Source organism: Vibrio nomapromontoriensis (assembly GCF_050337205.1).
Taxonomy (GTDB): Bacteria; Pseudomonadota; Gammaproteobacteria; order Enterobacterales; family Vibrionaceae; genus Vibrio; species Vibrio nomapromontoriensis.
This window is the reverse complement of record NZ_JAKJSS010000006.1, coordinates 607,505-630,047: the sequence shown is the minus strand read 5'-3', so window position 1 is coordinate 630,047 and position 22,543 is coordinate 607,505. Positions and strand designations below refer to the sequence as shown.

The following is a 22,543-nucleotide window of genomic DNA, read 5'->3' as shown; positions in this document are numbered from 1 at the left end:
AGACTATACGGGCATGTTCATGAGTTCTTTGTAGGCCTCAACAAGCTTATTACGTACTTGGATGGTTGCTTCAAATGCAACACTGGATTTGTTTCTGGCGATCATCACATCGGATAGCGATACATCAGCGTCACCGCGATCAAATCGCATTTGTAAATTACCTGAAGACTTTTGCAGTCCATTCACGTTATTTACTGCTTGTGAAAGCATGTCACCAAAATCAGCACCCACTTGCTGTGCCGTTGGTGTGGCACGGGCACTAGATGCTTCAAGCATCATCGCTTGCATCTCGGTATTTAATCCATCAACTCTCATGCTTTCTCACTTACTGTCATTTTATTGACAGTGTCCTTTATTTGTCAGCGCTAAATCAGATATCAGCAAAAATTATGCCATGAAAGGCATCTTCGTGACTAGCGTCGATAGCGCGAAAACTCGATATGGTCATACTGGTGATTTGGAGTGAGATCACTAATTGGGAATCTCTATACCTGCATCACGCATTTTAGCCAATTTATAACGCAAGGTTCTTGGGCTAATACCTAATTTTTCTGACATTTCTTTACGTCGTCCTTCACACTCTTTTAGTGTTTCTAGGATAATGGCAAACTCTTGATCCCTAAGCTCTCCTCCTAGTCCTTCACCAACAGATATCGGCTTTTCCAATACCGCCGTTCTATCCGCGCAGTAAGCAGAGTCTGCAACAGGCGCAACAGTAGGTTCGGCAATAGGTAACTCAGTGCTGGAATAAGCGATAGGGTTTGCAACAACTTGTTGTAGACCCGCAGCATCTTGCCAGTCTACTCCCTCTAGTAAAATGTGCTCAGATTCAATCAGAGTTTGGTCACATAAAATCAGCGCTCGTTGCACAACGTTGTCTAACTCACGAACATTACCTGGCCATGGGTATTGCATCAACTTTGCCAATGCCATCTCACTAAATTTAGGGACAGGCATTCCTAATTTCTTACAATGCCTTTCTGTTAAATGCGTCGCTAATGGCGGAATATCACCCGTTCTTTCCCGCAGTGCTGGCCATGAAATTGGGAACACATTCAAGCGGTAATAGAGATCTTCACGGAAATTGCCCTCTTGAACATACTGCTTAAGATCTCGGTTACTCGTCGCAAGAACGCGAACATCCAATGCGATGCTTTTACGGCTACCTAAACGCTCTACTTCTCGCTCTTGCAACACTCGCAGTAGCTTCGCTTGTAAGTTAAGATCCATTTCGCTGACTTCATCCAATAAAATGGTTCCGCCTTGCGCTTGTTCAAATTTCCCTGGGCACGCTTGAATCGCACCAGTAAACGCGCCTTTCTCGTAACCAAACAGCGTAGCTTCGAGCATATTGTCTGGAATGGCGGCACAGTTAATCGCAACAAATGGCCCTTCTGAGCGCAGCGAGTGATTGTGGATATAACGCGACATGACTTCTTTTCCAGAACCGCTTGGCCCCAAAACCATGACACTGGCATCCGTTTTGGCAACTTTATCGGCCAAAGCTAATAGTTGGATGCTTTTTGGATCGGCAACAATCGCATCGCCATTACTGTCTGACTTGACTGGCGCGTAACGGCTGACCATATTCAGAAGTACTTCTGGCGCAAACGGCTTCGCCATATAATCAATCGCACCTTCTTTCATTGCCGCAACCGCATCTTCAATATTGGCGTATGCCGTCATCAGCAAGACAGGTAGATTTGGCCAGTGCTGCTTAATATTTCGCAGCAACGCCAAGCCACCCATTCCGGCCATTTGCACATCGGATACGACAATATCCACAGGCTGACTTTTTAGCTTCACTAAGGCGTCTTCAGCACAATCGGCTTCCACCCACTCATAGCCCGCGAGCGCCAAGGTATCGACCAAAGCTTCACGCAATCCTTCGTCGTCTTCTACTATCAATACTCTGCTTTGTGCCATTATTCTTGTCCTTCATTTTTTGCGTCAGAAGATGATGTCCCAGCAAGGGGTAAGCACATGGTAAAACACGCGCCGTCTCCTTCTTCCGATATCAATTCGAGTCGGCCTTCATGGGCACGACAAACCATCTGTACCACGGCAAGACCTAGTCCAGTACCTTGCGAACGTGTGGTAAAAAACGGCTCCATTATTCGGTGCTGAAGTTCTTTAGGGATGCCAGGTCCGTTGTCCTGTATCGAAATTTTCAGTTCGTCATTCACCGGGCGAAAAAACACGTCCACTTGCGATTCTTTGCCGCTAATTTGCACCGCATTCAACACCAAATTACTTAATGCTGACGCAATCGCATTAGCGTTGCCCAACAGTTCAACCTCGTCATGTTCAACTTCAATAAAGTAGTCGATATGATTACTTTTCAGTGTTGTCTCAACCATGGGTTGGTATTCCGCCACCAAGTCCTTCAACGAGAATCGTTGTACGACTTTGTTGTCACCGCCTTTGGCGAACAACAACATATCATTAACCTGTTTTTCTAAATCATGTAGCCGATCGACCAACTTCATCTGAAAACGTGAACGAGTGGCGTCATTGAGGTTAGGTGCCCCCAAATTTGAGGCGTAAAGCATGGCGCTAGATAATGGTGTGCGAACCTGATGAGCTAACGATGCGACCATTCGGCCAAGAGAGGATAAACGTTGTAAATCACTGACCCTTGATTGCAGCAGGCGCGTTTCGGTAAGGTCCGTGATTAAAATTAATTGCCCTGTTGAAGACGCAGAAATAGCCAGACGAACCTTGCGTCCATTGCGCAGCGACACTTCATGACCGTCGTCTTCTTTGGGATCAAACACAACCTGAATAAGGTGAAACCACTTTTGCCCGACGAGCGGCAGTTCTAGAATTCGATGTGCCTCTGGGTTTGCTTCCCTAACCACCCCTTGAGTATCGAGCAATATTACCCCTGCAGGCATCGCCTCTATCACTTGCTGATAGCGTTCCACCTGAGACTCTAATGAATCTAAATGCGAGGAGGACGGTGGAGTAATCGGCTCTACGGCGTCACTAGGCGACGAGTTCATGAGTGAGGCATTCCTTTTGTTATCCCAACGACAGAGGGCTAACGCCCTTAGAATATACAGTCCCATAAAAAACTTAAGCCTGATAATGCAAAAAGCATACCAAGCTTAAGTTTTTGTTTTTAAACAATTTTATAGCGTCAAATTAATGTCGCCATCATATTGACGTGACAGGCATCACATTATCGATTGAGGCAGTATTTTCGCATTTTCTCAACTAATGTGGTTCGTCTCATTCCCAACATATCGGCGGCTCGAGCAACAATACCATCTTGCGCATCTAACGCCTGGTTGATCATATTCACCTCAAGTTCTGCTAACATCTCCTTGAGATTAACACCTTCCGGAGGCAGCCCTTGCGGCGCGTTATAATCATCGATCTCTGGCTCACCAAGAGTAAAGTTGTCAGCGAAGATACTATCTAACGCATCTCGCTCTTGCTCTTCCACCGATTTAAAAAGATTCATCTCTGGTTGGAACTCAGGGATATCACTGTAACGATACTTCACTGGGAGATGATTTACGTCAACTAAGCTATTAGGATAGAGAATAACCATACGCTCTACCAAATTCGCTAATTCTCGAACGTTGCCGGGCCAATCATGCTCCATTAAGGAATTAACAGAACGTGGGGCAAAACAAATCGGTTGTCCGCCTTCCGCTTCCAAACGCGTCAGCAGCTCTTGCAGCAATAGCGGAATATCTTCTTTTCGATCTTTTAGTGATGGCATTTCAATAGGGAATACATTCAATCGATAGAAAAGATCTTCTCTGAAGTCACCACATTGAATCATGCTCTCAAGGTTACGATGAGTCGCGGCCACAATCCGCACATTGGCTTTTAACACAGCTGTGCCACCAACACGTTCAAAAACGCGCTCTTGTAACACGCGCAGTAACTTCACTTGCATCGACATCGGCATATCGCCAATTTCGTCTAAGAACAAGGTGCCACCTTCAGCTAACTCAAAGCGCCCTTTACGAGAGGTAATCGCGCCAGTAAACGCGCCTTTCTCATGACCAAACAGTTCACTTTCTAATAGATCGGGAGGAATAGCGCCGCAATTAATCGGCACAAATGGTCCACCTCGGCGACTAGAGTGATAGTGGATATTACGAGCTACTACCTCTTTACCGGTACCAGATTCGCCTAGAATAAGAACGTTAGCCTCTGAGCCGGCAACCTGTTCTATAAGGTGTCTAACATCCTGAATACCCTTGCTTTGACCCACAAGGCTTCTAAACAATGTGTTTTTGCGAGTGTTTGAAGGAACCTGTACCCCTTTGCGACCAAGAAACTCTTGGCAGTGTCGCAAGGCATCACTTAGCTGCGGATAATTCAGAGGTAGCTCTAGCTCGCCCACATAATTAGTAAGCGGTTCCACAGCGCCAGTGAATTCACTAGTGACCAATAAAGGGATATGGTTGGAACGAGACAGTTGGGTAAGTAAGGCGTCAGAAAACGTAGGGTGTGCTAATGCCCCTACAATACACCCTGACCAGGCTTGCGACCAATCAACTTGCTGTATGTCACTCGAAGGTATGGTGACGCAATGTTCGCCGACAAACTCTAAAATAGTATTTAGATTAGTACGAATTTGCTCATCGTCAGCGATGACGAGTAGTTTAGCTAAGCCATGCATCTTTTGAGATTAATGCCTCGATAGAAAGTACGGCCAAAGTAACGTCAAATATCTGTCATGTTGCGCCTAGAGGGCCACATATTTTCCACACCGCATTTATAAGTTTAATTTTATAAAATAAGTAATTAGAGACAAAAAAACGCCATCTGGCATTGGATGGCGTCTATTCTATTGACAATAACCTTATAAGGCAACTTCATCACTTCGAGATTAAGAGGTTAATTCCGCTTAAATCCCAACTTCTTCCGCGGTCAAATTATGGAAACCTGCAGGGATTTGATCCCAAGCAGACTTAATTTCCCTGATAATGTCGATAACATCGTCGATTGGTTGCGGGTTATTCTCGTGGTTTGCTTCTGTGATCTGTGTGATCATGAACTCATATAATTGATCTAGATTCTTGGCAATATCTCCACCATCATCCATTGATAAGCAACTACGAAGCGCGATGATGATGTCCAAAGCTTTACCAATACGCTCACCTTTAACTGGAATATTGCCTTGCTGCATAGCCGCTTTTGCTTGGATCAGCCTTTCAATAGCACCACCCATCAACATCTGGATAACTTTGTGCGGTGAGGCAGCGCTTAATTGGCTGTCTACTGATACTTTCTTATATGCTTGCAATGAACCACGCATCACTATCCTCTCAAATAAATTTTTGGTACTGCTGTAGCGATTTTTTACCGTGTCGGTATTGTCGCAGTGACAGCCCCAATTGTTCGGTTTTAGAATGCATCTTAGCGGTAACCTTTTGTGTCTCTTCCACCGCTAAGCGCCACTCTTCACTCTGCTTTAGACGAGGATTGCGCTCACAAGCCGCAATCAACGTTTTTATAATTTGTTCTCTTATATCGACCAAAGCATGAATTTCTTCAGTATTTAACTCAAGATTATCTAAATGCGATAGTAATTGGTGATCTGTATCACGCAGTCGATCGAATATCGTCACTCATTCTGCCTTTTTCTTTCATTAACAGTACGTTATACGTACTACGTCACTCAATTTTTCTAACGCTAACCGTTGCCTTTATGACCATCTTTTGTAACTAAGCCGGCAAAACTCAAGACAGCGCGTTCATCATACCCGCAAGCTGCGATTGCATCTTTCCGGTCGCATCTTGCATCGCCGCAAATTTATCATGGGTGCGTTTTTCTAACCCTTCCATGCGTCGATTTAGCGTCGCTTGGTCATCATTAAGGCTGTAGTTTCGCTCGGTCAGGCTTTTCTCACGTGTTCGAATTGAACCTGTAACGCCCGTCATGCTGTGGATAGCGTCTTCAACTTTTTTAGCAAAACCATTATTGCCACCAAAGAAATCTTCCAGCTTATTAAAATTATTATTAAGCTGCTTATCAAGCATCTGATAGTTGATCTCAAGGTTACCCTGCCTCGTGGTCGTAATACCAAATTCAGTCAAGGTTTTCAGATCATCAGGCGCCCCTTCAACCGCACTTGAAAATACACTTTTTAGGCGGGAGTCAGCACTACGAACCACACTATCACCAGACAATGGTCCTACTTGGCCGGTTGCTGGGTCGACTTTCGCAAGATCCGCGGATACTTGATAGAACTGGTTATAGGCGGCAACAAACTGCTCGATATCAGCTCGAACGCTTTGTCTGTCGTATTCAACACCAATTTCCGCAGGACGCTCTCCAGGTTGAGTTGTGCCCTTCAACGTGAGGTCAACACCTTCAATCGCATCTTCAATGACGTTGTTATTGCTTGCAAGCTCAGCGACACCGTCAAGCACCACAATAGAATCTTGCGCGCTTTGGACCTCTGCCATGCCTTTGTAGATTTGCAGTGAGCGCTGAGCTTCTGCTAGTTCAGCTTGAGCTGTCTCCACTTTCTCGATTCGCTCACGCTCTTCTGGTGTAAGCTTTTCTCGTTCAATCTTTTTCGCTTCGGCTTCGGTCATATCACCTTCAGCAACCGCTTTAGCGATTGCCGCTTTTTCAGCTTCAAGTTCTTGCTCTAATTTAGCTTGTGCTTCTTTTGGTGTGACATAGGAATCGGTTAATGTACCGGAGGCGGTATTACTCCAGCCAGGTACTTCTTTCGATTTTTCTAACGCCTTTTCATCCAACTCAGGTTCTGGTGCTTGATAGGAATCCATCAGAGTGCCTGATGCAGTTTCCGTCCAGCCCGGTATCGTATCCTCTGGGCGGCCAGAATTTGCCTCTTTCGCCGTTTGATCCGCAGCACCCTCTTCTTGCTCAGTCTGCGCAGCATTCGCCCCTTCGGCTTGTGTATCTTGTGCGGTTAACTCATCACCATCAGCCACATTCTGCGCCGGTTCCAAGCCATCTTGCGGAGGTAAATCTAATAGGGCAAGCGCTTCAGACTGTGCTTTCTCAAGTTGTTTGACACGCTGTTCTATCGTTTTATATTCAAAACGATACAAGTCATCGCCGAGCTCAGCCTCAACATTGATAAGAATACTTTTATCTGCGCCAGATTGGTTAGCGGCCACAATCAAGCGAGGGCCATTCATATCTTTAATGATAGAAGCACGAATACCAGGATTATCCCGAGATCCATTGATCGCTCGTACAACATCAACAAGTTTGGAATTTTTACCTAGGGAGAGGTCGAAGCTGTCTTCGCCAAGGGAAATTTGCAACTTGCCGGGTCCAAAACGAGTATCTTCTGGCACCACGTCAGACGCCACTTTGTGGCTCTGGGCAAGTTGCAATACATCGACTGCATATTTGCCAGCAATCGCTTCGGTCGAAGCGGTCGCTGTGACAATATTCTCTTCAGAAGTATCCACGCTGCGTACTGCAAACGCTTTTTCCTGACGAAAATTTGCCATTAGGTTTTTCATCGTATCTAGTGACTCTCTGAGCCGCCCATAGGCACTGATACTGGAATCAATTTTAGTGCGTTCATAGTCAATACGTTGCTGTTTAGGCACACGCTCTGCATTGACTATTTTGCTCACCATGGAATTGATATCCATGCCAGAAGACATCCCTATCGGGCCCATATTCACCAAACCACTTCGAAAGTAATACACGATCGCAACGCGATAAGTTAACGCGTGACGTATTCAATTAAACTCGCATATCAATACTGACAGAGGCGTGTTTTTCAAGGCGTTCGAGTACGACGAGTAAGTCTTCATCAGGTACCTGGCGGATAATCTCACCCGTATCGTTTGCGATAATAGTGACAATATGACGTCCAGAATCTTCATCCATTCGAATCGATAAACTCGTATTCAACGTGGTTAAAAATTCATCCAAACGTTCCACCATCTTTTCACGCTCGACATCGTTGAGATCTCGGCGCTCTTTGGCAATCTGCTGAATAACTTCGGAGGTGTTATCCGCAGATAACGCTTCACTCTCGACTTTTTTGCTTGGGTTGACCGTTTGACTTGGCGCGAGTTTGCTCGCCAATACCTCATTGGGCTTCCCTTGCGTTGACGCACTTGTTGTATTCTTTGAAGCAATTTCTGTGCCACTAGAAGAGGCAAAAGGCTGAATGTTCGATGCGTAGGATGAAATATCCATAACAGTCTCCCGTTTCTAACCTTAATTGCCCAATGCTACCTCATATCCAAATGAATAATGAAAATGACATTGGAAATCAACGGCTGTCACGGACAGCCGCTAATACGATTTGCCTAAGGTTGTCTTGCCTAGAATTAACCTAGTAAGCTCAATGCAGCTGAAGGCGATTGTTTCGCTTGTGCAAGGATTGAAGTACTTGCTTGTTGCAAGATTTGGTTCTTCGTCATTGCTGTTGTTTCTTTCGCGTAGTCCGTGTCTTTGATACGGCTATTTGATGCGTTCACATTCTCATTGATGTTGCTGAGGTTGTTAATCGCATGGTCAAAACGGTTTTGGAAAGCACCTAAAGAAGCACGCTCTGAGTCAACATTTTTTAGTGCGCCATCAATAATCGCTACCGCTTCTTGAGCGCCGCCAACAGATGTCACATCAATGTCTTTTACCGTCACGTCTTTTGCATCGCCAATCGTTAAATCAGACGCTAGACTGCCACCAAATTCAACCTCGCCCACTACTTTTTGAGTCGCAGCGAACAGTTGCATTTTGCCATCTTCACTGACAGATGCTTTTACATCAGAGCTCTGACCGTTAATGTACGTCGCGAGTTGTTCGATATCATCGCCTTGCTTAGCGCTGATCGACAATTCAACTTCTTCACCTTGCTTGTTGGTGTACTTCATTGTCAGATCTGCACCAGCATCTACGCGCCAGCTTGCATCTTTACCTTCTTCCGACGCGTAGCTCTTGCCACCCATCGCTGCAGTATCAGAACGCATGCTACTCATAGAAAGCATCACAGCTTCACCTGAATCTGCACCGATCTGGAATGATTGAGTGCCATACGTGCCGTTAAGTAGACGGTTACCACCAAATGATGTGGTTTCTGCAATACGGTTTAATTCATCGTTTAGCGCCGTGACTTCTTCTTGAATTGCCACACGCTCTGACTTGGAGTTCGAACCATTTGCGGATTGTAGGGAAAGGTCACGCATACGCTGCAGGATGTTAGTAGATTCATCCATTGCACCTTCCGCAGTTTGTGCAATTGAGATACCGTCGTTGGCATTTTTCACTGCCATATCTAAACCACGGCTTTGCGCATTCAAACGGTTTGAGATTTGTAGACCCGCAGCGTCATCTTTTGCGCTGTTGATTTTGTAGCCAGAAGACAGACGCTCCATTGACTTAGTTGTGTTCTCTGCAGCGGTATTTAGATAGCGCTGAGCAGTCATTGCAGACACGTTAGTGTTTACATTAATCGCCATATATAGATCTCCTTAGGCATTTTAGGTAGATGGCCGCCGAGTCTCTCACCTCACGTTGGCACATCTATATCATTTCTCTCATTCCCTTTAACGGCGACGGTTTTAGAACCTTTAGCAAAAAACAACGATTTTTGACTAATTAATTCAATTGATTGGGCAAATGTGATCCTGATCTGAAATACAAACAAGCATGGCATTGCGTTGACTATTTGCATAAAAACAAAAAACCAGAGCACAAGGCTCTGGTTTTTATATTTAAACGCTTAGTAGAAGTAAAGCGTATCGTTAACTCAGGCGCTTAACCTAGTAGGCTCATCGCTGCTTGAGGTGCTTGTTTTGCTTGCGCCAAAATTGAGCTTGAAGCTTGAGAAAGAATTTGGTTCTTCGTCATCTCCGTTGTCTCTTTAGCGAAGTCTGTATCTTTAATACGGCTCTTCGATGCATTAACGTTTTCGTTAATGTTATCAAGGTTATTGATAGCGTGGTCAAAGCGGTTTTGGAATGCACCCAGCTCTGCACGGTGACTATCAACGTATTTCAGCGCAGAATCAAGAATCGCAACGGACTCTTGAGCACCACCAACGCTTGTCACGTCAATCGTATTCACGGTTACCGCTTGACCGTCTTGCATACCTAGCTCACCCGCTAGTGAACCACCAAATGAAACTTCACCGTCAACCTTGTTAGTGCCAGCAAACATCTGTAATTTACCGTCTTCGTCTACAGATGCTTTCACTAGGTCTGTTTGACCATTGATGTAAGTCGCTAGCTGTTCAATGTCATCGCCCGCTTTCGCTGTAATAGCAATGTTTTGCTCAGTACCAAAGGTATCTGTAAGCGTGATGTTTAGCTCGTTAGAACCTGCTGCTACGCTCCAGTCTTTATCTTTTGCGTTTTCAGCTTGGTAGCTCGTACCACCCATTTTTGCGTTATCTGAGCGCATGTCATTAAGCGTAAGCATTACTGCTTCACCATTGTCGGCACCGATTTGGAACGACTTAGTTCCGTGAGTACCGTTTAGTAGCTTGTTACCACCAAAAGACGTGGTTTCCGCAATACGGTTAAGCTCGTTATTTAGCGCGGTCACTTCTTCTTGAATCGCGACACGCTCAGATTTTGAGTTAGAACCATTTGAAGATTGCAGAGACAAATCACGCATACGTTGCAAAATGTTTGTCGTCTCGTTCATCGCACCTTCAGCGGTTTGAGCAATCGAGATACCATCGTTTGCGTTACGTACTGCGACGTCAAGACCACGGCTTTGTACGTTCAAACGGTTAGAAATTTGTAGGCCCGCTGCATCGTCTTTTGCACTGTTGATTTTAGAACCAGAAGCCAAACGCTCCATTGACGTCCCTTGCGCTTGACTTGCATTGTTTAGGTAACGCTGAGCGGTCATTGCCGATACGTTGGTATTTACGTTCACTGCCATTGTTGTTTCTCCAATTGATTTTCCGGTGTAGCGGTTTCCGACGTCTCGGAAAACCAAGTAGTTCTCTCAAAGTTAATCCTTTAACGACGCGGGGAAGAAAACCTTTAGAAAAAAAGTGCAAAAAAACCAAGAAAATAACCGTTTGATTAGGATTTAGACAAACAGAAAAAAAAGTGCAGAAAAAGAGTAAAGTTTACGTAAACGAGGCCGACAACATCTGGTTTGCCATTTAATTAGGGCTGGAAAAGACGTGATATTCATCGCTAGCAGAACAGCTTGATAGCAAAACGATAGTGAGAAAAAAGATAGTGAAGAAAACGAATTATTCGCGCAGAGAGCGGCTTGTGAAATGGTTTAATGTAAAAGGTTGGCATTAAAAAAAGAAAAAGCCCCTTTTCCTTTGAGAGAACTGGGGCTGGGTGGTCGCCAGAGGCTGCGTGGAGATCAAGAGAAATGAACGCAAACCGGCAAACCGAACATACCTTGTTACCGTATTAGGGCAGGTTGTGAGAGAGAGCCCCAACACCTTCGCAAGATATGCATGCCTGTAAGTGATGATAGATTGCCACGTCTGGCGGCTATCACTCTTACTTAACCTACGCTGTTTACTACTGGAGTAAGGTCATCGCAGAGTTAGGCAACTGTTTCGCTTGAGCAAGAATCGATGTGCCTGCTTGTTGCAGAATTTGATTCTTAGTCATTGCGGTTGTTTCTTTAGCAAAGTCCGTATCCTTGATGCGACTGTTTGACGCATCAACGTTTTCTTGAACATTGGCTAAGTTATTAATACTGTGGCTTAGGCGGTTTTGCTTAGCACCTAAGTCAGCACGTTGTGAATCCACATACTTTAATGCCGAGTCGATAATCGAGATACCATTCTGAGAGCCCGCGACCGTAGTCATATCGATATCTTGAACCGTCATTTGCTTCGCTTCATTGCTCAAGCCAAGATCCGAGGCTAAGCCACCAGAAATGGAAAGATCGCCTTCTAAATCAGGCTCAGCGATGAAAATCTGCAACTCACCGTTGTCACCAACAGACGCATTCACTTTATCCGACTGACCATTGATATAAGTAGCAAGCTGTTCAATATCATCACCTTGCTTAGCAATGATATCAATTGACACTTCTTCACCACTTTTCGTGACAAATTCAAACTTCAGGTCACTGGCATCAGGTGCCACTGACCAATCTTTGTCTTTGCCGTTTTCAGCTAAGAAAGTCGAGCCGCCCATACGGAAGTCATCGGCACGAATGCTTGTCAGACCCATAATCATCGCTTCACCGGAGTTCGCACCAATTTGGAAAGAAGCGTCGCCAAACGAACCATTCAGTAGACGGCGTCCACCAAACGAGGTTGTTTCAGCAATACGATTCAGTTCAGCTTGAAGCGCGTTGGATTCTTCATTGATGGCTTGACGCTCTGACGGCGAGTTTGTGCCGTTAGATGATTGAATCGCAAGATCTCGCATTCTTTGCAAGATGTTTGTTGACTCATTCATTGCGCCTTCTGCGGTTTGCGCAATCGAAATACCATCATTGGCATTACGCATTGCTACATCTAATCCTCGAGACTGTGCGGTCAAACGATTAGAAATTTGCAGACCCGCTGCATCGTCTTTCGCACTGTTGATCTTATGACCAGACGAAAGGCGCTCCATTGAGGTGTTTAAATCCCCAGAAGCTTTATTAAGGTAACGTTGCGCGGTCATTGCCGACACGTTAGTACTTACTGTCACTGCCATTTTGCTCTCCTAAATGAGTTCGCAAACATTCAAGATGGGTTGCGAAGTGGTCAGCATTGCTCTCATAAGGAAATGCACTGACCGACAACATCCATCTGATACCCCGTATCAGATGGAGTATCTATTCATTAAAATAAACCAACGAACTCCGTTAGTCTTATTGATGCTTTCCAAAGTTAATATACAAGTACTATGCCAAAAATTTGCTATTACTCGCACAATTAATAAAACCTTTATTTATCTGTATGTTAGCAGCATGTGTTATTACTAATAACAATACTATCGCTGCCGTTAGGTTCTCAGAGGCAATGACAAGGCGGGAATAATTGCCGCTTTATCGACCTACGCTCATATGGCATTGCGCATATGGCAACCGAGGCCGTGACCATTGTCTCTACATTCCAAAAGCTTTGCGTTTAAGCGTTATGCCCATTGCAAATAAGCTGGAATGAGTGAACTATTACAAATAATTAAACAGCGTTAAGTCTTTGGTTTTACCAAACGCCAGTTGTGAAGCTTGTAACGCTCGTGAGTTTTCTTCAAATTCAATCACCGCCTTGGAGTAATCCAAATCTTCAAAATTACTTTTTGAGCGGGCCAGTGAAATTTTAAAATCTTCGTTTTGTTGCTCTTGCGTATCTAAGGTACTTAGGCGAACACCAACATCGGTTCTTGCCTTAGTCAGATGTAAGAACGCCGTATGAAACTCTTCGGTCACTCGATGCAGCTCTGCATTCGCGGAGGCATCAGACGCATCAGAATCTAGGGCCTTAATCGCATCCTTAAACGTATCAAACACACTAAAGCTGTCTCTTGGACTAAGCGTAATCGCGTCACCCGCGGTAATCTGTCCCTTCACACGGAGACTGAAGCCTTCATGTGAAATTCCATTTTTATTATCGTAATCACCCGCTTTAACCACTGACCCATTTCGCTCTAATTGATAACCAAATTGCTCACGTCCCATATCAACAAAAGTGATTTTGTAAGTACTGTTATCATTCGAGTTTTGGTTATACGCTTTATCAAGTAACAACTCAGAAGCATTTTGTAATTGGAAATTTGGCTTGTAACTACCAAACGGATTATCCACTTCCATAAATAACTTGCTGCCAGGGTCACTGGTCGGCATTTCCATGCTGTTGGAAATACGCATTTTTCGCTGATAATCATCCCCGGCATAGGCTATATGCCCTTGGTTATCGGCAAAAAATGGCTGCGTTTTGGGCTTTGTTCCTGCAAATGTGTAATTGCCGGATTCATCTTGATTATTGGCTAATGCGAGAAAATTCTTTGCTAATTCTTGCAGCTCTCGCGCTTTCGCTTCACGATCTTGGGGTGACAATGCGCCGTTAATCGACTCCATCGTCAGACGCTTTGCCTTATCAGAAAATTGCTCGGTCTCACGCAGCATCACTTCTTGGTGCTCAAGGCGGTTACGCGACAACACTATCGCATCAGTAAACTGATCTAACTGTTCCGTTTGCTGCCCAACCTTTTGTAAGTAGTGTATTGCTAGCGGATCATCAGCTGGCTTTTGCAACTGTTTTCCCGACGCCAATTGCGCCTGATTATGATGGATTTTATTTTCTTGTTTACGCATGTCGTTTTGCACAGTCTGATAACTATGAAAACTTGAAATTCGGTTCATCATAAATTAGCGCTCCTACCTTAGCTGCAAGATAGTATCGAAGGTTTCATTGGCGGCTTGCATAACGCGAGAAGACGCCATATAAGCTTGCTGAAACTTCATCATGTTTGCCGCCTCTTCATCCAAATTGACGCCAGAAATGGATGCTACTCGACTTTGTGCCGCTTGGTGCTCTAATTCCGCCACTTCTTGCAAACGTGTCGCGGTTGAAGCCTTTAACCCTACGTCAGTATTCAAATTATGGTAGACATCAATAATGGTCGATTCATTACCATTCATTTTTTTGTCACGCTGAATATCAAACATCTTGCGTAAGTTACCGTTGTCACCCTCTGAGTGAGTGAGATTGGCGGTAAATTTATCATTCGGTAACGCGCCTGCCGTCAACTGAAACTCCGTACCTAATACAGAAACGGGACCAGACGGTGGATAAGGTTGTGGGGCTAACAATATATTCCCTTTGGTGTCCGTTACTGCGAACTCCTTCCCTGTCGGGGAAACCAGTACTTCAAATTCTCGCAGCTGCCCTGCGGCAAGCATAGTAAACTTTGCCGTTCCTTGAGCTGACGTCGTCGATGCTTCAAAACTTTGTGCAGCAATGGCTTTAGGATCATTAGTGTCCATTTGAATTTGTGCCGCGCCATTTCGAGTAGGACGAATCAAGAGTTTTTCACCCGCCGCTGGCGCGTTACGAACATCAATGATCATGCCGTCAACGTAAAACGCGCGACCATCAATATTAAGTTCCGCCGTGATGGTTTCACCATCGGGCTTCGTCACGGTGTAATTCGTGCCATTATATTTAAGCGCATATTCTCCGCCTTTAAGAGCACTGGTTTCACCAATGTACACCGCTACATCCGCATTCGACTGCGGCGTCGCTACCACGCGAGATTTCGCAATGGCTTCACTATTCGTATCAACAAAAATATCAGCGCCAACCTGACCATTCAGATCAAGCCCCTGATTTTGTAACTTATTAACCTCGAAGCTAAAGGCCGTCGCCACTCGCCCAAGTTCATCCATAATGTACGGAATTTCTTTATCACGTAACTCAAACATTCCCGCTAATTTACCGCCAATATCTGTCGCAGTAATTGCCTTTATGCCTTTACCTTCTACCATGGCTAAACGTCGTTGGTGAACGTCGGGATCACCGTCGATCATCTTCAACTGACTAGATTCTGTGCCGGAAACTAAAGTATGCCCGCTGCCAATATGGACATTAAATCCCTCGGCATTTTTACGCGGTGTGATGGTCACCTTGGTGTATTCGGACAGTTCTTTCACCAAGTTTTCATGCTTATCCATCAGGTCATTATGAGGTCCGGGAGTTTTCATCATTAGTCGATGAATATCTCGGATCTCCACCGCGAGTTGGTTCACTCGCTCAACGCCCATTTCTAGCTTTTTATTCGCTGTATCAGCCTGCTGGCGAATGGTTTCATGCACATTGTTAAACGTTTGACGTACCTGATTGGCTTTTTCTAATACCACTTTACGCGCACCAACATCGTTTGGTGTGTCAGCAAGGGTTTTTACAGAGCTGAACCAATCATTTAAATTTTCAGGTATTTTTTTGGAAGCCACGGAAGATAGCATCCCTGACATGAGATCAAGGTTAGCCAAATTCTCGTTACGATAGTTAACTTGTGTCGTTGCCACATTAAGCTCTTTAACGGCAAACTGATCCCAAGAGCGGCGAACATTTTCCACATGCACACCCATGCCGTAGGTCTGACCGCCAAATTGCCTTGGGCTATTGGTGCCTTGAACTACAGACTGTCGGCTATAACCTTCCGTATTTGCATTTGAAATGTTATGACCAGTGGTGTTTAACTGTCTCTGAGCCGTGAGTACACTTTGCGTACCTAAGTTCAGAAGATCTGACGCCATATCGCCCCCAAAAAATAACCATTCGCGCAATTCAATCACACATTACGCTTAAAGAATCAACGAACTAGAATCCAGCTCGCCATACAACTTTGCAATATATATGCCAGTATTTATTTATCGGGTCATTTGAGGAAAGGAATGAATCTCAAGGTGGCTAAAGCAGGCTCAGAAACCAACAGAGGTAAGTAGGGTAATAATAGGGGTGAGCGGTGAAGACAATAAATAAAGGTTACCCAATGCAACATCAGGTAACCTTTGAAAAAGGCTACAGATTCATTTCGTCAATCTGCGCTTTCACTCGTAAGACCTTATCGGCATAGCTTGGGTCTGTCGCATAACCTGCCTGATGAATATCACGAATAAACGACTCTGAACCACTGTCACGCTTGAGCGCGGATTGATATCTCGGGTTTTCATTTAAGAATTGCACGTAGTCATTAAAGCTCTCTTCGTAGGTACGATAAGAACGGAACGCGGCACGCTCTTGAACTGGCACATCCTGATGATACTCAAGAGTTTGCGTGGCGACTTTGCCACCATCCCAACTGCGGTCGGCTTTAATATTGAACAAGTTATTACTGCTACCTTGGCTATTGCTCACTACTTTTTGCCCCCAGCCTGTTTCTAACGCCGCTTGTGCAAGCAGCAAGGAAGGGTCCACACCGAGTGATTTCGCTGCACTGTCGGCATACGGTTTCAGCGACTCAACAAAGCTTTGCGGCGTGTTAAAATCAACGGCTTGGGTTTGTTTACGATCATTGAGTCCTAGCGTCGCTGCCATTTCACGTGCTTTGGCTTCGTCGTAAGGCATTTGTAACGAACTATGGAACGCCTCATTACGCATACGAATTTCACTACTCGGCTCTTCATCTTCCAAGCCTTGCCCTGCACTCAACTGAGCAACAATCATGTCAGCCAATCCCATTGAGCCAGATGAGCTCAATTCACTGGCCATTTGGTCATCAAGCATCTGTTGATAGAACTGACCATTTTGGCTATTCATCATATCCGATTCAAAATGCGTATTGGCATCTCGCATCGATTTCAGCATCATGGAGGTAAAAATCGATTCAAATTGCGTCGCTGCAGCGCGAAGTGCCGCTTTATCATCGGCTTTATCGCCACTTGTCGCTTGTTGACGAAGCTTGTCTAAGCTGCTGATATCGTGAATAAAGCCGACATCATTTGGGTTATTAATCATGATGTTCTTCCCTATTAAATCACAATAAGCTGGCCTTCAATGGCGCCTGCTTGTTTTAACGCTTGTAGAATAGCCATTAAATCTGATGGTGCTGCGCCAACTTCGTTGACGGCTCTGACTAGGTCATCTAACGTTAAGCCCGGTTCAAATTTAAACATTTTACCGTCACCTTCCGTTACTTGAATGTCGGAATTCGGTACCACCACCGTTTCACCACCCGAGAACGCGCCCGGTTGACTCACTTTGAGATTCTCTTTAATCGCCACGGTCATCCCACCATGAGTAATCGCAGCCGCTTTGAGACGAACATGCTTACCGACGACAATCGTACCAGTGCGCGAATTAACAATGATTTTTGCACCACTATCAGCCGTATCAAATTCAACATTTTCGACCGCAGATAAGAAGGCAACACGCTGGCTCAAATCTCTAGGGGCTCTAACACGTACCGATGTTGCATCTAACGGGCTTGCCATCTGTGGACCTAAGAAGTTGTTGATGGCGTTCGCCATGTTCTGAGCGGTAGTGAAATCAGACTCAAGTAAGTTAAATGTAATGTAGTCACCACGAGAAAATGGGCTCGGAATTTCTCGCTCGACCGTTGCACCACTTGAGATCATGCCAACTACGGGGTTATTTCCGACAATTTTTGACCCATCAAGACCTTCGGCGCTGAAACCGCTCACGACCAAGTTGCCCTGAGCAACGGCGTACACTTCTCCATCCAAACCTTGCATGAAGGTTTGCATCAATGTGCCACCACGCAAGCTTTTTGCCGCACCAATAGACGACACGGTGACATCAATTTTTTGACCCGGCTTTGAAAACGCAGGTAACTCAGCAGTCACAATCACAGCCGCGACGTTTTTAAATTTAGGCTTAAAGCCAATTGGCATTTGAATACCAAATCGCTCTAGCATTGAGCGGAAGCTCTGTTCGGTAAACGGTGTTTTTTCACCCGTACCTGGCAAACCAGTAACAAGACCATAGCCCACCAGTTGGTTACTACGCACCCCGGCAACTTCTGACACATCTTTAATGCGTGCCGCTTGTACGCTTGCCGCGGCAAAACACAAACCTAATAGTAAAAATGTGAACTTTTTCATTACCTTACCCCAAATACAAACAAACCCTCATAGGAGAGGGTTTGCCGCTTTCGATTCGTTAAAACCTGTCCTATAGAGAGACATTAAAAAATCGTGCCAAGAATCCAGGTTCTTGCATATCTTGTTGTGTTCCCGTGCCTGAATATTGAATTCGAGCGTTAGAAATACGATTAGAAGCAATGGTGTTGTCAAATTCAATGTCGTCTGGGCGGATCGTACCACTCAATCGGATGTACTCATCACCAGTATTCAAGGTCAGCCACTTTTCGCCACGAATAATCAGATTGCCATTGGCTAGTACTTCAATCACTTCCACCGTAATTGACCCAGATAAGCTATTACTTTGGTTGGCGGACGCGTTGCCTTTAAAGCTATTGTCGTTCTTAAGCGCATAAGAAAAATCATAGTCGTTAATCGTGACTGGTCTTCCACCGACTTCTAGTGGATCCATCGTGGAGTCGTTCGCTTTCGACAAATCAGCATCGGAGCTTTTTGCCGCTTTGGTCGCTTCATCAAGCGTGACGGTAATAATGTCGCCTAAGCCGCGCGGTTTAGAATCATCATACCAATCGCGGGAGTAATCGGTATTAAACAGAGAGCCGGTCGCAGCAGCGTAGTGTTCTGGCTTGTTTTTAGGATGAATAGGTGCCCATGCCGGATCGTCGGCAACTGGATCCGTTCTTCCTCTTAGCGTATCGACAATTCCAGTAGACTGAGTACGGTCGCCTTCTACCGCATCCACCGCTGTGGTGCTATCGGCCACTTCGTCCACCGATTCTTGTGGCCCAAATTGAGCACAGCCCGACAATACGGCTAACACGGTAATGCAAAAGAGTTTTTTCATGGTCCTGAATCCTGTCCGTTACTAAGTCTACGTTTACCAATCACTATCTAGCGCTTTAATATTTAGGCGCATTAATATCTAGGCACTGGAATCTATAGCTGCTGGGTTGCGAAGCTCATCATCTTATCAACGGATGAAATCACTTTTGAATTCATCTCGTATACGCGCTGCGCTTCGATCATGTTGACCAACTCTTCGGTTACATTCACGTTTGAGCTTTCCAGCATAGATTGACGAATTTGTCCAAAGCCATCCAAGCCCGGTACGCCTTCATTAGGATCGCCACTCGCACCTGTTGGCAAGTAAAGGTTTTGCCCTATCGGCTCTAAGCCGCCGGGGTTAATAAAGTCAACGGTGGTAATGTTACCGACCACCTGATTATCTTGCTGGCCACGAACACGCACTGACACTTCACCATCAGTACCGACGGTAACGGAAATAGCGTCTTCAGGGATCGCAATTTCTGGCTCCAGAGAGTAACCCGAGCCTGATGTCACAATAATGCCTTCATCATTGAGAGTGAATTGACCATTGCGGCTATAACCAATATTGCCGTCTGGCATCAATACTTGGAAAAAACCATCACCTTCAATCATCATATCCATGCTGTTTGAGGTAGTTTGCGCATTACCTGGTGTGTGGATCTTTTGAGTTGCGACGACTTTTGAGCCCGCCCCTAACATTAAACCAGACGGCAGCTCTGTATTTTGCGAAGATTGACCACCTGGTTGGTTAATATTTTGATAAAACAGATCTTCAAATACCGCACGGCTTTTCTTATAGCCAACGGTGGAGGCATTCGCCAAGTTATTTGAGATCGTTGATATGTTGGTTTGCTGCGCGTCTAAGCCAGTCTTACTTACCCATAGTGCCGGATGCATCTTATTCCCCTAATCCAATTAACCCATGCGAAGCAAGGCATCAGACGCCTTGTCCATGTCTTCCGCTGACTTCATGAGCTTAACTTGCATCTCAAACTGACGTTGCAGGTCAATTAAGCTGGTCATCTCACCTACAGGGTTGACGTTACTGCCTTCTACCGCGCCCGTCATCAGTTGGACATTGCCATCAAGACCATAGCCTAACTCTGGGTTTTTATTGCGGAACAAACCGTTAGTATCTTTGAATAGTGAACGATTATCTGGATTGGTCAGTTTAATACGGTCAACAATTTCCATTTCATCTGCAGGCGCATCTTGTGGAATCACCGATACCGTACCATCGCGACCAATCTCAATTTTTTTAAGTGGAATTGGCACCGTAATTGGCGTACCACGTTCACCTAAAATCAAGTGGCCATTGCTGTTACTAAGTAGGCCGTTTTGATCAACCTGTAAGCTACCGTTACGAGTTAACCCTTCCTTGCCGGTTTTATCCATCACTGAAATCCAACCTTGTCCTTCTATGGTGACATCAAGATCGCGGCCTGTCGTCACGACACTGCCTTGCTCGAAGTTATGACCAGGACGTTCCGTCATGCTAAATACACGCGTCGGCATGCCTTCACCATAGGCTTGCATAGATCGAGCTTGGGCAAGATCAGCTCTAAAGCCTGGTGTGCTGGCATTGGCGAGGTTGTTGGCTCTGAGTTGCAAAGCTTGCATATTTTGCTTTGCGCCGCTCATAGATAGATATAGGGCACGATCCATTGATAGCTCCAATATTCAAAGTACAGAACATATAAAGCAAATTGTATGCCAATATATAAAACACAACTAATACAATGGGTTAAATGCAATTCAAAAAGAAAATTGACCGATAGAGCCTAGAACGGCAAATGAATGGCCCCGTGTGGCAAATTAACGCGGCAAGGTAACGTGGCAAATTCACGTCAAGTGGCAAGATTGGCAAAAATGACAGGGTTAACGAAAAGCGCCAGTCAAAAACTGGCACTTTTCACAACATATTATCTAATTTGTAAGATGTTTTGCTGCAACTGGTTATGTACATCAAGTGCACGCGAGTTCGCTTGGAAATTACGCTGCGCTGAAATGAGGTCCACCAGCTCTTGAGTCATATCGATGTTTGACTGCTCAAGCGTACCATTGTTGATAGTACCGAAGGAGCCTTTGTTCGATTCACCCCAAATTTTCGCGCCCGATGCGGTGGTTGAATCCCATTGAGTTCCACCTTTCTTTTCAAGACCTTGCTCATTAGCAACACGAACCAATGCAACACGACCAAGCGTTACGTTTTCGCCATTAGAATAGGTTCCGAGCACGTTACCCTTCTCATCGTAATCAACCTTGGTTAAGAAACCGGTTGTTGCCCCATCTTCGCTAAACTTCGTTAATTCAAACGGTGCGGCAAATTGTGTTGTGCTATCTAGCTTAAAAGATAATTGTTGAGCGGGATCGGCACCATTCATTTCAACCGCATTAGGGCCTTCGCCAATTGCTTCTGTCACAATTGGTTGGCCATTATTAAGGCTCGCCAATGTACCATCGTTATTAAAACGTATTGTATGCCCAACGTGCCCCGCTGGAGAAGAGGCGTCACCGCCACTGATATTCACTGGCTTTTCACCCGCACCATCACTCACCGTGTAGTAGCTTTGCCATGTGTTCGGCTGATTCTGATCCTTCACATAATAGGTCGTCATTTTATAAGACTGACCCATTGAATCATACATCGTTGAAGACGTTGAGCGGTTATAGGTTTCAGGATCTGTAAAGTCGAATAATGCCGGATCTTTTAGGTCGCCATTAGCGGGCAAGTTAGCACCGATTTCAATGTTAGCCGTTTGTTTTGGCTTACCAAATTCAGGTGGAACATTAATTGGCTTAGGCTCATAAGAAACAACTTCATTAGTATCTTTGTTGACTTCATAACCCAGTAAGAACTCATCGTTCGATGTCACCATGTAGCTGTCTTTGTTCAGGTGAAACGCACCGTTTCGAGTGATTTCATTTTGCTGAGGCACTAAACGCTCTTTAGACACGGCAAAAAAGCCGGTACCACTGATGCGTAAATCCATCGGGTTGTTCGTAGATACACTCGACCCTTCATGGAATTGCTGAGCAATTTTACTTGGCTGAACACCGCCACCTGGCGTGGTTTTCGAATTCGTGAATAATGAATTCGAATACACATCACCAAATTCCGCACGTGACTCTTTAAAGCCGAATGTGTTGGCGTTGGCAATGTTATTACTGGTCGTATTTAAGTCCAACTGAGCCGATGATAATCCGCTCAAAGATACATATGACATTCCTAATCTCCTAACCTAGCTT

General features: G+C 45.1%; 19 protein-coding genes. All 19 read right to left on the bottom strand.

The features are described 5' to 3' along the window. Positions 1-3: 3 nt before the first annotated feature. The 19 genes from fliE to flgE all read right to left on the bottom strand — a co-directional run bounded on the left by fliE (position 4) and on the right by flgE (position 22,521). Positions 4-315 carry a flagellar hook-basal body complex protein FliE gene (gene fliE, locus L4D05_RS02950; RefSeq protein ID WP_265676181.1) on the bottom strand — a complete coding sequence of 104 codons (312 nt, stop codon included), beginning with the start codon at positions 313-315 and terminating at the stop codon, positions 4-6. Between the two features lie 156 nt (positions 316-471). Beyond that, positions 472-1,926: a sigma-54-dependent transcriptional regulator gene (locus tag L4D05_RS02945; RefSeq protein ID WP_428752381.1), complete on the bottom strand. Its 1,455-nt coding sequence runs from the start codon at positions 1,924-1,926 to the stop codon at positions 472-474. After that, positions 1,926-3,005, bottom strand: coding sequence for a sensor histidine kinase (locus L4D05_RS02940; RefSeq protein WP_428752382.1), 1,080 nt, complete (start codon positions 3,003-3,005; stop codon positions 1,926-1,928). The genes L4D05_RS02945 and L4D05_RS02940 overlap by 1 nt, the downstream gene beginning before the upstream one ends. 179 nt (positions 3,006-3,184) lie before the next feature. Further along, positions 3,185-4,645, bottom strand: a complete 1,461-nt coding sequence (locus L4D05_RS02935; protein ID WP_428752383.1) for a sigma-54 dependent transcriptional regulator — start codon at positions 4,643-4,645, stop codon at positions 3,185-3,187. A 228-nt stretch (positions 4,646-4,873) separates the two neighbouring features. After that, complete coding sequence (fliS, locus tag L4D05_RS02930; RefSeq protein WP_265676185.1) at positions 4,874-5,284, bottom strand: flagellar export chaperone FliS; 411 nt, start codon at positions 5,282-5,284, stop codon at positions 4,874-4,876. Positions 5,285-5,294: 10 nt separating this feature from the next. Beyond that, complete coding sequence (fliT, locus tag L4D05_RS02925; RefSeq protein ID WP_428752384.1) at positions 5,295-5,597, bottom strand: flagellar protein FliT; 303 nt, start codon at positions 5,595-5,597, stop codon at positions 5,295-5,297. A gap of 112 nt (positions 5,598-5,709) precedes the next feature. Continuing rightward, positions 5,710-7,647 carry a flagellar filament capping protein FliD gene (fliD, locus tag L4D05_RS02920; protein ID WP_428792980.1) on the bottom strand — a complete coding sequence of 646 codons (1,938 nt, stop codon included), beginning with the start codon at positions 7,645-7,647 and terminating at the stop codon, positions 5,710-5,712. 61 nt (positions 7,648-7,708) lie between these two features. After that, entirely contained in the window at positions 7,709-8,170 is a 462-nt protein-coding gene (locus L4D05_RS02915; RefSeq protein ID WP_428792979.1) for a flagellar protein FlaG, read from the bottom strand. Between the two features lie 134 nt (positions 8,171-8,304). After that, positions 8,305-9,435: a flagellin gene (locus tag L4D05_RS02910; RefSeq protein WP_428752386.1), complete on the bottom strand. Its 1,131-nt coding sequence runs from the start codon at positions 9,433-9,435 to the stop codon at positions 8,305-8,307. A 298-nt stretch (positions 9,436-9,733) separates the two neighbouring features. Continuing rightward, positions 9,734-10,867 (bottom strand): flagellin, encoded by a 1,134-nt coding sequence (locus L4D05_RS02905; RefSeq protein ID WP_428792978.1) that lies wholly within the window; start codon positions 10,865-10,867, stop codon positions 9,734-9,736. Positions 10,868-11,475: 608 nt separating this feature from the next. Then, a complete protein-coding gene (locus tag L4D05_RS02900; RefSeq protein ID WP_428752388.1) occupies positions 11,476-12,612 on the bottom strand; it encodes a flagellin in 1,137 nt (378 codons plus the stop codon). Positions 12,613-13,072: 460 nt separating this feature from the next. Next, entirely contained in the window at positions 13,073-14,266 is a 1,194-nt protein-coding gene (gene flgL, locus L4D05_RS02895) for a flagellar hook-associated protein FlgL (protein ID WP_428792977.1), read from the bottom strand. Between the two features lie 12 nt (positions 14,267-14,278). Continuing rightward, entirely contained in the window at positions 14,279-16,159 is a 1,881-nt protein-coding gene (gene flgK / locus L4D05_RS02890; protein WP_428752390.1) for a flagellar hook-associated protein FlgK, read from the bottom strand. A 265-nt stretch (positions 16,160-16,424) separates the two neighbouring features. Continuing rightward, the gene (flgJ, locus tag L4D05_RS02885; RefSeq protein ID WP_428792976.1) at positions 16,425-17,360 is read right to left on the bottom strand and encodes a flagellar assembly peptidoglycan hydrolase FlgJ; all 936 of its coding nucleotides are present in this window, start codon (positions 17,358-17,360) and stop codon (positions 16,425-16,427) included. 14 nt (positions 17,361-17,374) lie between these two features. Beyond that, on the bottom strand, positions 17,375-18,466 hold the full coding sequence (locus L4D05_RS02880) for a flagellar basal body P-ring protein FlgI (protein ID WP_428752392.1): 1,092 nt from the start codon (positions 18,464-18,466) through the stop codon (positions 17,375-17,377). A gap of 70 nt (positions 18,467-18,536) precedes the next feature. Beyond that, entirely contained in the window at positions 18,537-19,310 is a 774-nt protein-coding gene (gene flgH, locus L4D05_RS02875; RefSeq protein WP_250619710.1) for a flagellar basal body L-ring protein FlgH, read from the bottom strand. 92 nt (positions 19,311-19,402) lie between these two features. Beyond that, positions 19,403-20,191, bottom strand: a complete 789-nt coding sequence (gene flgG / locus L4D05_RS02870) for a flagellar basal-body rod protein FlgG (RefSeq protein ID WP_265676196.1) — start codon at positions 20,189-20,191, stop codon at positions 19,403-19,405. Between the two features lie 18 nt (positions 20,192-20,209). Beyond that, positions 20,210-20,959: a flagellar basal-body rod protein FlgF gene (gene flgF, locus L4D05_RS02865; protein WP_265676197.1), complete on the bottom strand. Its 750-nt coding sequence runs from the start codon at positions 20,957-20,959 to the stop codon at positions 20,210-20,212. Positions 20,960-21,216: 257 nt separating this feature from the next. Beyond that, positions 21,217-22,521 carry a flagellar hook protein FlgE gene (flgE, locus tag L4D05_RS02860; protein ID WP_428752394.1) on the bottom strand — a complete coding sequence of 435 codons (1,305 nt, stop codon included), beginning with the start codon at positions 22,519-22,521 and terminating at the stop codon, positions 21,217-21,219. Positions 22,522-22,543 lie beyond the last annotated feature (22 nt).